10 protein-coding genes and 2 pseudogenes are annotated in these 13145 nt (G+C 73.2%); 3 read left to right on the forward strand and 9 right to left on the reverse strand.

The window, feature by feature from the left end:
* Window positions 1-51: 51 nt before the first annotated feature.
* The 5 genes and pseudogenes from SSNG_RS03800 to SSNG_RS03820 all read right to left on the reverse strand — a co-directional run bounded on the left by SSNG_RS03800 (window position 52) and on the right by SSNG_RS03820 (window position 4728).
* Complete coding sequence (locus tag SSNG_RS03800) at window positions 52-303, reverse strand: DUF397 domain-containing protein (protein WP_007262475.1); 252 nt, start codon at window positions 301-303, stop codon at window positions 52-54.
* A gap of 116 nt (window positions 304-419) precedes the next feature.
* Window positions 420-1607: a thiolase domain-containing protein gene (locus SSNG_RS03805; RefSeq protein ID WP_007262476.1), complete on the reverse strand. Its 1188-nt coding sequence runs from the start codon at window positions 1605-1607 to the stop codon at window positions 420-422.
* 10 nt (window positions 1608-1617) lie between these two features.
* Window positions 1618-2669, reverse strand: a pseudogene (locus SSNG_RS03810) (thiolase domain-containing protein); the annotation flags it as partial.
* Window positions 2666-3625 carry an OB-fold nucleic acid binding domain-containing protein gene (locus SSNG_RS03815; protein ID WP_007262478.1) on the reverse strand — a complete coding sequence of 320 codons (960 nt, stop codon included), beginning with the start codon at window positions 3623-3625 and terminating at the stop codon, window positions 2666-2668. The pseudogene SSNG_RS03810 and the gene SSNG_RS03815, both read right to left, overlap by 4 nt.
* A 302-nt stretch (window positions 3626-3927) precedes the next feature.
* Window positions 3928-4728, reverse strand: coding sequence for a crotonase/enoyl-CoA hydratase family protein (locus tag SSNG_RS03820; RefSeq protein WP_007262479.1), 801 nt, complete (start codon window positions 4726-4728; stop codon window positions 3928-3930).
* 174 nt (window positions 4729-4902) lie between these two features.
* Between SSNG_RS03820 and SSNG_RS03825 the strand changes: the two genes are divergently transcribed.
* Entirely contained in the window at window positions 4903-6543 is a 1641-nt protein-coding gene (locus tag SSNG_RS03825) for an acyl-CoA synthetase (protein WP_042800497.1), read from the forward strand.
* 112 nt (window positions 6544-6655) lie between these two features.
* On the opposite strand, the gene SSNG_RS03830 is transcribed toward SSNG_RS03825, so the two are convergent.
* Window positions 6656-7510 carry an alpha/beta hydrolase gene (locus SSNG_RS03830; protein ID WP_007262481.1) on the reverse strand — a complete coding sequence of 285 codons (855 nt, stop codon included), beginning with the start codon at window positions 7508-7510 and terminating at the stop codon, window positions 6656-6658.
* A 143-nt stretch (window positions 7511-7653) separates the two neighbouring features.
* Here SSNG_RS03830 and paaK point away from each other — a divergent pair, with 143 nt between their 5' ends.
* Together paaK and SSNG_RS03840 are read left to right on the forward strand one after the other, a co-directional pair.
* On the forward strand, window positions 7654-8979 hold the full coding sequence (gene paaK / locus SSNG_RS03835; protein WP_007262482.1) for a phenylacetate--CoA ligase PaaK: 1326 nt from the start codon (window positions 7654-7656) through the stop codon (window positions 8977-8979).
* Between the two features lie 125 nt (window positions 8980-9104).
* On the forward strand, window positions 9105-9971 hold the full coding sequence (locus SSNG_RS03840; protein ID WP_007262483.1) for a YhjD/YihY/BrkB family envelope integrity protein: 867 nt from the start codon (window positions 9105-9107) through the stop codon (window positions 9969-9971).
* A 70-nt stretch (window positions 9972-10041) separates the two neighbouring features.
* On the opposite strand, the gene SSNG_RS03845 is transcribed toward SSNG_RS03840, so the two are convergent.
* The 3 genes and pseudogenes from SSNG_RS03845 to SSNG_RS03855 form a co-directional block, all read right to left on the reverse strand.
* Window positions 10042-11163 (reverse strand): ionic transporter y4hA, encoded by a 1122-nt coding sequence (locus tag SSNG_RS03845; RefSeq protein WP_007262484.1) that lies wholly within the window; start codon window positions 11161-11163, stop codon window positions 10042-10044.
* 171 nt (window positions 11164-11334) lie between these two features.
* A complete protein-coding gene (locus SSNG_RS03850) occupies window positions 11335-12891 on the reverse strand; it encodes an acyl-CoA synthetase (protein ID WP_007262485.1) in 1557 nt (518 codons plus the stop codon).
* Window positions 12892-12896: 5 nt separating this feature from the next.
* Window positions 12897-13145 (reverse strand): annotated as a pseudogene (locus SSNG_RS03855) (nitronate monooxygenase); the annotation flags it as partial.

Raw genomic sequence — 13145 nt, forward strand, 5'->3', positions numbered from 1 at the left:
CCGCACGCCCGCGGGCCCGCCCTCCGGGCGGGTGGGACATGCGGACACCCCCTAGCCCAGACCGAAGCGGCCGCCCCGCGTCCCCAGGACGAACTTGCGCCACTCGCGCGGCGCGAAGACCAGGGAGGGGCCGTCGGGGCGTTCGCCGTTGCGCATCGCGACGAACCCCTCCACGAAGGCGATCTGGACGTCGCCCACTCCCCGGCTGCCGGCCTGCCAGTCGGCCCCGCTGAGATCGAGCTCGGGCCTGGGCCTGGGCGTGCCCCAGCCGGCAACGGGCTGCGAAACCGTGCTCTCCGCCACGTGCGTGCTCCTCCCGGTACGGTACGTCGTCGTCCGGGGGCCCAGGGTAGCCATCGGGGCGCGCGCCGCACAGGCCGCGGGCGTGACCCGCGGCCGGTCCGGCGCACCGGCCCGGTTCAGGAGCGCGGCGGCTCCGCGCCCACCAGCCACATCGCGAAGAACTGCGCGCCGCCGCCGTACGCGTGTCCCAGCGCCCGGCGGGCCCCCGGGACCTGGTGCTCCCCGGCCCGGCCGCGGACCTGGAGGGCCGCCTCCGCGAAGCGGATCATGCCCGAGGCGCCGATGGGGTTGGTGGACAGCACCCCGCCGGAGGGGTTCACGGGGAGGTCGCCGTCCAGTTCGGTCACCCCCGCCTCGGTGAGCTTCCAGCCCTCGCCCTCCTGCGCGAAGCCCAGGTTCTCCAGCCACATCGGCTCGTACCAGGAGAACGGCACGTACATCTCGACCGCGTCGATCTCCCGGCGCGGGTCGGTGATCCCGGCCTGCCGGTAGACGTCGGCCGCGCAGTCCTTGCCGGCCTGCGGCGAGACGAAGTCCTTGCCCGCGAAGAGCGTCGGCTCGCTGCGCATCGCCCCGCCGTGCACCCAGGCCGGGGGCTTCGGCGAACGGGCCGCTCCCGCACGGTCGGTGAGGACCATCGCGCAGGCGCCGTCCGAGGACGGGCAGGTCTCGGAGTACCGGATGGGGTCCCAGAGCATCGGCGAGGCCTGGACCTTCTCCAGGGTGATGTCGTGCTCGTGCAGGTGCGCGTACGGGTTCTTCAGCGCGTTGCGCCGGTCCTTGTACGCGACGAGCGAGCCCACCGTGTCGGGGGCTCCGGTGCGCCGCATGTACGCGCGCACGTGCGGGGCGAAGAAGCCGCCCGCGCCCGCCAGCAGCGGCTGCTGGAAGGGGACGGGCAGCGAGAGGCCCCACATGGCGTTGGACTCGGACTGCTTCTCGAAGGCCAGGGTCAGGACGGTGCGGTGGACGCGGGCCGCGACCAGGTTGGCGGCGACCAGGGCGGTGGACCCGCCGACGGACCCGGCGGTGTGGACGCGGAGCATCGGTTTGCCGACCGCCCCGAGGGCGTCGGCCAGGTAGAGCTCCGGCATCATCACGCCCTCGAAGAAGTCGGGGGCCTTGCCGATGACGACCGCGTCGACGTCGGCCCAGGTCAGCTCCGCGTCGGCGAGGGCGCGGGCCGCGGCCTCGCGGACCAGGCCGGCGATGGAGACGTCGTGTCGGGCGGCGACGTGCTTGGTCTGGTCGATCCCGACGACGGCCACGGGCTCCTTTGCCTCGGTGTGCTCGGAGGCGCTCATGAGGGGGTCCTCCTTCTAGGACGGCGACTCAGGGTTCTGCTGGAGGCATGGGCCGGAGGTGGCGTGCGCGACGGCCCTGCGGGACTCGCCGCGGTGGATGCGGGCGGCCGCCTCGCCGATCCGGATCAGGCCGGCGGCCATCATCGGGTTGGCGGCGAGCGCCCCGCCCGAGGGGTTGACGGCCACCGCGTCGCCGAGTCCGAGCGCCTTGCGGAGCACGACCTCCTGGGAGGAGAACGGCGCGTGCAGTTCCGCCGTGTCGACGGGGGCGTCGAAGAGCCCGGCGTGCTCGGCGGCGGTCCGCGTGGACGGGGAGTCGGTGAGGTCGCGCAGGCCCAGGCCGTGCGCCTCGATGCGGTGGTCGATGCCGGTGATCCAGGCGGGCCGTTCGCACAGCCGCCGCGCGGTGTCGCCGGCGGCGAGGACGACGGCGGCCGCGCCGTCCCCGATGGGCGGGCAGTCTCCCGTGCGCAGCGGCCGGACCTGGTAGGCGCCCTGCGGTACGGCTCCGCTGAGCTGGGCGTGCGGGTTGGACGCCGCGGCGGCCCGGCTGCGGGCGCCGATGGCGGCGAGCGCGTGCTCGTCGGTCTCCCCCGCGTCGATCAGCGCCTGTGCCTGGAGGGCGGCGAGGGCCACCGAGTCGGGCCACAGGGGGGCGAGGTAGTACGGGTCGAGCTGCCGGGTGAGGACGTCGCGTACGGATCCGGGGGAGGACTTGCCGTACGAGTAGACGAGCGCGGTGTCGGCCTCGCCGGTCTGGATCTTGACCCAGGCCTCGTAGAGCGCCCAGGCGCCGTCCATCTCGACGTGCGACTCGGAGATGGGCGGCCAGGCGCCGACCCCGTCGAGGGTCATGGTGAAGGAGAAGGCCCGGCCGGCGAGGTAGTCGCTGGAGCCGGAGCAGGTGAAGCCGATCTCGCCCGCCTTGAGGCCGGTGGCGGCCAGCACCTGGTGCAGGACGGGCATCACCATCTCGACTTCGCTGAGTTCGTCGGTACGGCGCAGGTGGTCGCTCTGGGCGAAGGCGACGACGGCCACCTCGCGGGCGTGTCGGGTCGTCACAGCAGCTCCTTGTACGCGTCGTAGTCCGCGTCCGGCTCGCCGGTGGGGCGGTAGTGGTCGGGGTAGCGGCCGCCGTCGGTCCACACCGGTTCGACGCGCAGGCCCATGCGGACCTGGTCGTACGGGATGCCGCCGATCCGGCCGTGGAGGGCGAGGCCGGCGCCGTCGAGGGCGATGTGGGCGTAGACGTAGGGGACCTCGATGTCGAGGTTCTTCGCCTTGATGTTGACGATGCAGAAGGTGGTGACGGTCCCGGCCGGGCCGACCTCGACGCGGTCGGTGGTGGCCACCCCGCAGGTGGGGCAGGCGCCGCGCGGGGGGACGTACACCTTGTGGCAGGAGGGGCAGCGTTCGCCGACGGTGCGCCGTTCGGAGAGGGCGTTGATGTAGGCGGTCTGGGCGCGGCCGGGGCTGTAGGTGTAGTCGAGGCGGGCCTCGGCGACGATGCCGGTGACGGGCTCGGCGAACACCCCGTCGTGCGGGGCGGCTCCGCCGGTTTCCGGGCCCTCGTACGGCTCGAAGCAGGCGATGTCGGTGATGGCCCCGGTGCGTTCGGCGGCCCAGCGGACGCGCACCCGCATCCCGGTGGACACGGCGTCCGGGCCGGGGGCGTCGAGGGCGTGCAGGAGGGCGGTGTCGGCGCCGTCGAGCCGTACGAGCACCCAGGCGAAGGGCGTGCCGAGGGGCTGCTGCGGGCGGGGTTCGCCGTTCCAGGCCCAGGTGGTGACGGTCCCGGTGGGGGCGACCTCGACGAGCTCCCGGATCTCCTCGGCGGTGACGGGGTCGTACTCGGCGGGCGGCACCATGACCCGCCCGTCGGAGGTCCTGACGCCGAGCACGACGCCCTCCCGGAGCCCGGTGAGGAAGGCGCTCTGCACGGGCCCGAGGGACCGGGTGAAGGGGAACTCGACGACGAGGGGCGCACGCAGCACCTCGGGCGGGGACGCGGCTGTCATGGCTGTCTCTCCGATTCTCGGAAGGGGTATCCACGCGGTACGAAACCTCTGACGACAACGACCCACCCCCGCCCCGGGGGCCCGGCCCGGGGAGCCCGGCCCGGGGCCCGGCCCGGGCAGCCCCGCCCAGGCAGCCCCGCCCGGAGCCCCGCCCGGAGCCCGGCCCGGGGAGCCCGGCCCGGGGCAGGTTCGGGCCGCAGGCCCGGGGCGGGTTCGGGCCCCAGGCCCAGGCCGGGTTCGGGCCGGCGGGGCGGGGGCTCGGGGTGGGGCCCGAGGGGGTGTGGTGCATGCGCGGCCAGCGCCTAGGCTCGGCGGTAGACCGGCGGCCGCTTCTCCGCGAAGGCCCGCGCCCCCTCCTTCGCGTCGGCCGTGTCGAAGACCGGCCAGCCGCGGACCAGTTCGGCCGCCAGGCCCTCCGTCTCCGTCAGCTCGGCGGCTTCGTACACCGAGGCCTTCACCGCCTCGACCGCCAGCGGCCCGCACGCGTTGATCAGCTCCGCCGTCTCCAGCGCGGCCTCCAGCGCCGTCCCGTCCGGCACCACCCGCCCCACGAGCCCGATCCGCGCCGCCTCCTCCGCCGAGTACGGGCGCCCCGTCAGCAGCATCTCCAGCGCGTGCGTGCGCGGGACCTGCCGGGGCAGGCGGACCGTGGAGCCGCCGATGGGGAACAGCCCCCGCCTGACCTCGAACAGCCCGAACGTGGCCCCGGCGCCCGCGACGCGGATGTCGGTGCCCTGGAGGATCTCGGTGCCGCCCGCGACGCAGTAGCCCTCGACCGCCGCGATCACCGGCTTGCGCGGCCGGTGGTGACGGAGCATCGCCTTCCAGTGCAGGTCGGGGTCGGCCTTGAGGCGGTCCCGGTACTGGTCGCCCGCCATGCCCTTGCCGGCCAGCGCCTTGAGGTCCATGCCGGCGCAGAAGTCGCCGCCCGCGCCCGTCAGGACCACCGAGCGGACGGTGTCGTCCGCGTCCGCCTCCAGCCAGCCGTCGTACAGACCCACCAGCAGGGGAAGCGAGAGCGCGTTCTTCGCCTCCGGCCTGTTCATGGTGAGCACCAGCGTGGCGCCCCGGCGCTCCACGGTCAGGTGTTCCGTCCCACCCATTGCCGTCCTCCCGTCTCAAGACCTAGAACAGGTTGCAGGAGGGCCGGGTGCAGTTCAATAGTTTTCTGACACCCAGTCAGATTTCTTGCCATGCGCCCTTCCCACTTGGACCGGGCGGCGCTCTAATGACCGCCGAGCAGCCCAGCCGTGAGCACTTTCGGGTCAGGAGGAACGGTGGAGTACAACCTTGCCGACCTGTTCGAATCGGTCGTGGACGTGGTCCCGGACCGCGAGGCGCTGGTGTACGTCGACCACCCCGGGACCGGCGCCGAACGCCGCCTGACGTACGCGGAACTGGACGCGGCGGCGAACCGCGTCGGGCACCACCTGCTGGACAGCGGGCTGCGGCCCGGCGAGCACGTGGGGCTGCACCTCTACAACGGGATCGAGTACCTGCAGACCGTGCTGGCCTGCCTCAAGGCCCGTCTGGTGCCGGTGAACGTCAACTACCGGTACGTGGAGGAGGAGCTGGTCTACCTCTACAACGACGCCGACCTCGCGGCGCTCGTCTTCGAGGGCGAGTTCACCGAGCGGGTGGCCGCCGCGCTGCCGCAGACGACGAAGCTGCGGCACCTCGTCCGGGTCGGGCGGGCGCCCGCCGGCGCGCCGGAGCCGGCGGTGGAGCCGGTCGCGTACGAGGACGCCGAGGCGGCCGGGTCCCCGGAGCGCGGCTTCCCGGAGCGCAGCCCCGACGACCTGTTCATCATCTACACCGGCGGCACGACCGGGATGCCCAAGGGCGTCATGTGGCGGGCCGAGGACCTGTTCTTCGCGGGGCTGTTCGGCGGGGAGCCGTCGGGCGAGCCGGTGAAGCGGCCGGAGGAGCTGGCCGAGCGGGTCGCGGCGCGCGGCGCCGGGCTCACCTTCTTCCCCGCTCCCCCGCTGATGCACGGAACGTCGACGCTGACCTCGTTCATCGCCTTCAACTACGGCCAGCGGGTGGTCATCCACCGCAAGTACGCGCCCGAGGAGGTGCTGCGCACCATAGAGAAGGAGAAGGTGTCGAGCGTCTCGCTGGTCGGAGACGCGATGCTGCGGCCGCTGATCGACGCCCTGAACGGTCCGCTCAAGGGGACGGACCTGTCCTCGCTGTTCAGCGTCTCCTCCTCGGGGGCGATCATGTCGGAGACCGTCCGCGCCGAGTTCCAGCGCCTGGTCCCGAACGTCGTGCTGCTGAACAACTTCGGCTCGTCCGAGTCCGGTTCCAACGGGCGGGCGACGGACGACTCGGGCCCCGAGAAGGGGTTCCGCCTCCAGGTCAACGACCGTACGCAGGTGGTGGACCCGGTGACGCACGAGCCGGTGGCGGTCGGCGTCCCCGGCCGTCTCGCGCAGCGCGGGCACGTGCCCCTCGGCTACTACAACGACCCCGCGAAGACCGCGGAGACCTTCTTCCGGAAGGGCGCCGAACGCTGGGTGCTGCTCGGCGACATGGCGACGGTCGACGAGGAGGGCATCGTCACCGTGCTGGGGCGCGGCTCGCAGTGCATCAACACCGGCGGGGAGAAGGTCTACCCGGAGGAGGTCGAGCAGGCACTGAAGTCGCACCCGGACGTGTACGACGCCCTGGTGGCCGGCGTCCCGGACGCGACGTGGGGCAACCACGTGGCCGCGGTGGTGCAGGTGCGGGAGGGTGCGCCGGAGCCGACGCTGGAGGAGATCCAGCGGCACTGCCGGACGCGGCTGGCCGGCTACAAGATCCCGCGCCAGCTGGTGATCGCACCGGCGGTGCAGCGCTCCCCCAGCGGGAAGGCGGACTACCGCTGGGCGAAGGCGGTGGCGACGGAGGCCGACGCGGGGGCGGGCACCCCCTAGGGAGTGTCCCCGGCCGTCACATCCGCTCGGCCCGGCCGTACGCGACGGGCCGCCCGGGAGCCTGCCCGGACGGAGGACCGCCGCGGGGCCGTTCGGGGCAGGCCCGGCCGGGTCAGGCCCCGGTGGTGAGGAAGCGTTCCACGCGGGCCGCGAACCAGTCGGCGTCGTCCAGCCAGGGGAAGTGCGCGGCGCCGGGCTGGACGTCGGAGGTTCCGCGCGGCAGGAGGCCGGCGAGAGCGGCGGCGACGGCGACGGTCGGGTAGCCGTCCAGCTCGCCCGCCAGGACCAGCGTCTCGCCGTCGAACCGGCGGAGCGCCGCGCGGGTGGCGGGCGGGTCGAACGCCCCGGGGCCGGCGAAGACGAGGGCGGCCGCCTGGTTGCGCTCGTGGTCGCCCGCGGCGAGGTGGGCGCGCGCCCGGTCGTCCCAGCGGCCGTAGGCGAGGACCATCGCCCGGCTCCGGTCCTCCGGGGAGGGGTCGCCGCCGGCCTTCCACAGCCGTTCGTAGGCGGCGATGGCCGTGTCGTAGGGTTCCCGGCCCGCCCGGGACCGGACCACTTCCAGGCTCTCCTCGGGGGTCGGCCCGAGGTCCACGGCCCAGGCGGTCGGGGTCACGAGGACCAGGCGGCGGATCCGCTCGGGGTGCGCGGCGGCGTACAGCAGGGCGAGGTTGGCGGCGGCGGAGTGGGCCAGGACGTCCATGCGCTCCAGGCCCAGGTGCAGGCGGAGCGCCTCGACGTCCGCGACCTGGTGGTCGACGCGGTAGGTGGACTCGTCGGCCGGAGCCGCGGAGTCGCCGGTGCCGCGCAGGTCGAGGAGGATGAGCCGGCGGCCGGCGGAGAGCCCGCCGAGGTCGCCCAGGTAGCGGGAGGCCCGCATGGCACCGCCGGGGAGGCAGACGAGCGGTTCACCCTCCCCCTCCGCGTGGTAGGCGAGTTCGGTTCCGTCATAGGTGGTGAATACAGGCATGCGGGCCATCAGATCAGACGATCACTCGTTCGAGTCATTGATTTACCCGGCGGGGTCCGGCAATCTACCGAATGAACGTTCGGTTGGGCTTTGGCGGTACGACTCTCGACGACGATGATGACGATGGCGATGAGGTGGCGGCGATGACGGCGCGTACGGGTCTTGAGGACCTCGGGGATTTCCAGGACGAAGGCGAGCGGCTCAGCCCCGATGAGCTGGCGGCGCTCCAGCTGAAGCGACTGCGGGCGACCCTGCACCGGGCCTACGACCGGGTGGACTTCTACCGGCAGGCGTTCGACAAGGCGGGGGTCCATCCCGACGACTGCCGTTCGCTGGCCGACCTGTCCCTCTTCCCCCTCACCACCAAGGCGGACCTGCGGGACCAGTACCCCTTCGGGATGTTCGCCGTACCGCGCGCGGACGTGCGCCGCATCCACGCCTCCAGCGGCACCACGGGGCGGCCCACGGTGGTGGGCTACACCGACGGGGACCTGGCCACCTGGGCCGATGTCGTGGCCCGGTCGCTGCGCGCGGCCGGCGCCCGGCCCGGTCACATCGTCCACGTCGCGTACGGGTACGGCCTGTTCACCGGGGGCCTGGGCGCCCACTACGGGGCGGAGCGGCTGGGGTGCACGGTGGTGCCCGCCTCCGGGGGCATGACGGACCGCCAGGTCAGACTGATCCAGGACTTCCGCCCCGAGGTCATCATGGTGACCCCCTCCTACATGCTCACCCTGCTGGACGAGATGGAGCGCCAGGGCATCGACCCGCGCCGGACCTCGCTGCGCACCGGGATCTTCGGCGCCGAGCCCTGGACCGAGGAGATGCGGCGGGAGATCGAGGACCGGCTGGGCATCGACGCCGTGGACATATACGGCCTGTCCGAGGTGATCGGACCGGGCGTGGCACAGGAGTTCGCCTCCCACAAGGACGGCCTGCACATCTGGGAGGACCACTTCTACCCCGAGGTGGTCGACCCCCTGACCGGGGCGGTGCTGCCCGACGGGGAGCCCGGGGAGCTGGTGTTCACCTCCCTCACCAAGGAGGCCATGCCGGTGATCCGCTACCGCACCCGGGACCTGACGCGGCTGCTTCCGGGGACGGCCCGGCCGGCGTTCCGCCGGATGGAGAAGGTGACCGGCCGCAGCGACGACATGATCATCCTGCGCGGGGTGAACCTCTACCCGACCCAGATCGAGGAGATACTCCTGCGCATCGCGGGCCTCGCACCGCACTTCCAGCTGCGGCTGACCCGGGAGGGCCGCCTCGACGCCCTCACCGTGCTGGTGGAGGCGCGCCGGGAGGCCGGCGCCGACAGGCGGCGGGCGGCGGCAGCGGAGCTGGTGCGGGCGGTCAAGGAGTCCGTGGGGGTGTCCGTCGCCGTCGAGGTGGTGGAACCGGAGAGCCTGGAGCGATCGGTCGGCAAGATCAAGCGGGTGAGAGACCTCCGGGAGGCGCGCCCCTCCTGACCGGAGCCGCACCGCACGCCTCCCGGGCCGACGGGCACACCGATGGACGGCCGAAACCACCCGTTCGGGCCCATTTCGGTGCGGCTTCCGGGAGCGGCCGGACCCGCCCGGGTAGGGGATCAGGTGTGACCTCGACTCCCCGGCGCCTCCACGACAGGCTCCTCGGCTCCCCGGCCGGGCTGGCCTGGAGCCGCGGCCGGGAGATCGAACTGATGCACCGGGCGATGGGCTTCGCCGCCCTGGGCTTCCTCACCCTGGTACCGCTGCTGGTGGTCGTGGCGGCGGCCGCGCCGGGCAGCGGTTCCAACTTCGGCCGCTGGCTGGGCCAGGCCCTCGGGGTGACGGCTTCCTCGCGGGCTCGGGTCGAGATGCTGTTCGGGGCGGCGGACCTGGCGCTGGAACGGACCACCGCCTTCGGCCTGGCGGCCCTCGCCGTGTTCGGGCTGACCTTCGGCTCCGCCGTGCAGACCGGCTACGAGAAGGTGTGGGACCTGCCCACGGCCCGCTGGCACACCATGTGGCGGCACGTCGTGTGGTTGGCGCTGCTGGTCTGCTACCTCGGGCTGCTGGTGGGGATCCCGGCCCCGTCCGACAACGTGGCGGGCACCGTGGTGGGGACCTTCAGCGACACCGTCGGGACCTGCCTGTTCTTCTGGAGCTCCGGGCGGCTCCTGCTCGGCGGCCGGGTCCGCTGGCGGGCGCTGCTGCCCGGCGCGGTGGCGACGAGCCTCGGGCTGCTGGGCCTGCGCGTCTTCTCCCAGCTGGTGTTCTCCCCGCTCATCGCCTCGAACGCCGTCACCTACGGCCCGTTCGGGACGCTGCTGGTGGTCCAGTCCTGGCTCGTCGGCGTCGGCTTCGTGGTCTACGGCGGGGCCATGGTCGGCCGCCTCGTGCACGAGCACCTGACCATGCGCCGGCTGCGCGCCGACGGGGTCCTGCCGCCCGCGGACGGCCACGGGCACGGGCACGGGCACGATCCCGGGCGGGAGTGACGCGTCGGCGGCGGTTTCACGGGCCCGGTCCGCGCCCCGCCGCGCTCCCCGGTCGGTGTCACCGCACCCGCTACGGGCTGACGGCGAGGAAGAGGTAGGCGGCGAGCAGGACGAGGTGGACGCCGCCCTGGAGCAGGGTGGCGCGGCCCGGAACGATCGTCAGGGCGCCGACGACCACGGTCAGGGCGAGCAGCACCATGTGGAGCGGCGCGAGGCCCAGTACCAGGGGCCCGGTCAGCCAGACGGAGGCGAGGGCGATGGCGGGGATGGTCAGGCCGATGCTGGCGATGGCGGAGCCGTAGGCCAGGTTGAGGCTGGTCTGGACGCGGTCGCGGCGGGCGGCCCGGACGGCGGCGAGGGTCTCGGGGGCCAGCACGAGCAGGGCGATGATCACGCCGACGACGGCGTGGGGCAGTCCGGCGTCGGAGACGCCCTTCTCGATGGTCGGGGAGACGGCCTTGGCGTTCCCGACGACCGCGACGAGGGCGACGAAGAGCAGGCCGAGGCTGATGAGGGCGGCTCGGGCGGTGGGCGGCTCGGCGTGGTCGCCGTCGCCGTCGCCGCTGCCGGGGCCCTGGCCGGTGTTCCCGGTGTCCACGGGCAGGAAGTAGTCGCGGTGGCGGACCGTCTGGACGGCGATGAACAGCCCGTAGAGGGCGAGGGAGGCGACGGCGGCGAAGGTCAGCTGGGCGGAGGAGAACTCGGGGCCGGGCTTGCTGGTGGTGAAGGTCGGCAGCACCAGGCTCAGCACGGCGAGGGTCGCGACGGTCGCCAGGGCGGCTCCGGAGCCTTCGGCGTTGAAGACGGCGACCCGGTTGCGCAGGGCGCCCACGAGCAGGGACAGGCCGACGATGCCGTTGCAAGTGATCATCACGGCGGCGAAGACGGTGTCCCGGGCGAGGGAGGCGGTCTTGTCGCCGCCATCGGCCATCAGGGTGACGATCAGGGCCACTTCGATGACGGTGACGGCGACGGCGAGGACCAGCGAACCGAAGGGTTCGCCGACCCGGTGGGCGACGACCTCGGCGTGGTGCACGGCCGCGAGGACCGCTCCCGCGAGGCAGAGGGCGACCAGGGCCACGGCGAAGCCGGGCAGGTCGCGCCCCCAGCTGAACACGAGCGCGACGAGCGCCACCACGGGGACGAGGAGGGTCCAGTCGGTCAGGGGGGATCTGCGCGTTGCCGTACTCATGCCAGCCAAGTTGCCAGAACCGGGGCCGGGGTGCGCCGTGAGGCGCCCATCCGGAGCCGTGGAGTGGCACTTCTCACGAAATATGCGCCTGTTGTGGACAAGGAGGGCGTGGCGGCGGCCGACCCGCCGGGCCCCGGGGGCGGCGGGGGCCGCCGGGGCCGGGCCGGGCCGTCACACGGCGCGCTCGCGGCCCTCCCAGTAGGGGTCGCGCAGCCGGCGCTTGTAGAGCTTGCCGTTGGGGTCGCGGGGCATCGTCTCGATGAAGTCGACGGACTTGGGCCGCTTGTAGCCGGCGAGCCGCCGTTCGCAGTGGTGCAGGATCTCGGCGGCCAGCGCGTCGCCCGCCTCGAACCCCTCGGCGGGTTCGATGACGGCCTTGACCTCCTCGCCCCAGGTTTCGTGGGGGATGCCGAAGGCGGCGGCGTCCGCGACGGCCGGGTGGGTGAGCAGGGCGGACTCGATCTCGGCCGGGTAGATGTTCACCCCGCCCGAGATGATCATGTCGATCTTGCGGTCGCGGAGGAAGAGGTACCCCTCCTCGTCGAGCAGGCCGAGGTCGCCGACGGTGAAGAAGTCCCCGATGCGGTTCTTGCGGGTCTTGCCCTCGTCCTTGTGGTAGCTGAAGCCGCCGGTGTTCATCTTGATGTAGACGGTGCCCAGTTCCCCGGCGGGCAGCCGGTTGCCGTCGTCGTCGAACACCGCGAGCTCGCTGATGGGCCAGGCCCTGCCGACCGTGCCCGGCTTCTTCAGCCAGTCCTCGGCGGTGGCGAAGGCCCCGCCGCCCTCGCTGGCCGCGTAGTACTCCTCCACGCACCGGCCCCACCAGTCGATCATCGCCCGTTTGACGTGGTCGGGGCAGGGGGCGGCGCCGTGGATGGCGTGCCGCATCGAGGAGACGTCGTAGGCGTCCTTCGTCTCCTGCGGGAGCGCGAGGAGGCGGTGGAACTGGGTGGGGACCATGTGCGTGTGGGTGCAGGCGTGGCGGTCGATCAGGCGCAGCATCTCCTCCGGGCCCCACTTGTCCATCAGCACCAGCGGGTGCCCGATGTGCAGGGACGCGCCGGCGAACTGGAGCACGGCCGTGTGGTAGAGCGGCGAGCAGACGAGGTGGACGTTGCCGTCGGCGGGGCGGATGCCGAAGATGCCGAGGAACCCGCCGAGGTACGTCTCCTCCGGGAGCTTGCCGGGCAGCGGGCGGCGGATGCCGCGGGGGCGACCGGTGGTGCCGGAGGTGTAGTTCATGACCCAGCCGAGGGTGCGGTCGGCGGGCGGTTCGCCGCTCTGCCCGTCGAGGAGTTCGGCGTACGGGCGGAAGCCGGGGACCGCTCCGACGGCGTAGCGGCGGGCGGGGTCGAGCCCGGCCTCCTCGGCGGCGGCGGTGGCGGCGTCGGCGAAGCGCTCGTGGGCGATGAGGACCTTGGCACCGGAGTCGGAGACGATCCAGGCGATCTCGGGGCCGACGAGGTGGTGGTTGACGGGGACCAGGTAGAAGCCCGCCTGGGAGGCGGCGAGGTACGCGGTGAAGAACTCGACGCCGTTGGGCAGGACGACGGCGAAGGCGTCCCCCTTCTCCAGTCCGGCGGCGCGCAGTCCGTGGACGAGGCGGTTGACGTCGGCGTGCAGCCGGCCGGCGGACCACTCCTCGCCCTCGGGGGTGACGAGGACGGTGCGGGCGGGGTCGGTGGCGGCCTGGGCCCAGAATCCGTTGGGGAGCTGGTGGTCGGTCATGTCGATCACGCCTCTCGGGACCGGCCGGCGATACGGGTGATGCGGTCGATGGCGCGCTCGAAGCCGGCGGTGAGCTCGTCGAACACGGCCTGGACGCTGCGCTCGCTGTTCATCCGGCCGACGATCTGGCCGACGGGGGTGCCGAGCAGCGGCTGGACCTCGTACTTCTGGATCCGGGAGACGGCCTCTGCGACGAGCAGGCCCTGGAGCGGCATGGGGAGGGCGCCGGGCCCCTCCGGGTCGTCCCAGGCGTC

Source organism: Streptomyces sp. C (assembly GCF_000158895.1).
In the GTDB taxonomy this organism is placed as follows: domain Bacteria; phylum Actinomycetota; class Actinomycetes; order Streptomycetales; family Streptomycetaceae; genus Streptomyces; species Streptomyces racemochromogenes.

What these genes read in the sequence shown, in the direction of transcription:
- SSNG_RS03815 (WP_007262478.1), bottom strand. Translation starts at nt 3,625, where the DNA reads ATGACAGCCGCGTCCCCGCCCGAGGTGCTGCGTGCGCCCCTCGTCGTC.
- SSNG_RS03830 (WP_007262481.1), bottom strand. Translation starts at nt 7,510, where the DNA reads ATGCCTGTATTCACCACCTATGACGGAACCGAACTCGCCTACCACGCG.
- paaK (WP_007262482.1), top strand. Translation starts at nt 7,654, where the DNA reads ATGACGGCGCGTACGGGTCTTGAGGACCTCGGGGATTTCCAGGACGAA.
- SSNG_RS03850 (WP_007262485.1), bottom strand. Translation starts at nt 12,891, where the DNA reads ATGACCGACCACCAGCTCCCCAACGGATTCTGGGCCCAGGCCGCCACC.
- SSNG_RS03820 (WP_007262479.1), bottom strand. Translation starts at nt 4,728, where the DNA reads ATGGGTGGGACGGAACACCTGACCGTGGAGCGCCGGGGCGCCACGCTG.
- SSNG_RS03805 (WP_007262476.1), bottom strand. Translation starts at nt 1,607, where the DNA reads ATGAGCGCCTCCGAGCACACCGAGGCAAAGGAGCCCGTGGCCGTCGTC.
- SSNG_RS03845 (WP_007262484.1), bottom strand. Translation starts at nt 11,163, where the DNA reads ATGAGTACGGCAACGCGCAGATCCCCCCTGACCGACTGGACCCTCCTC.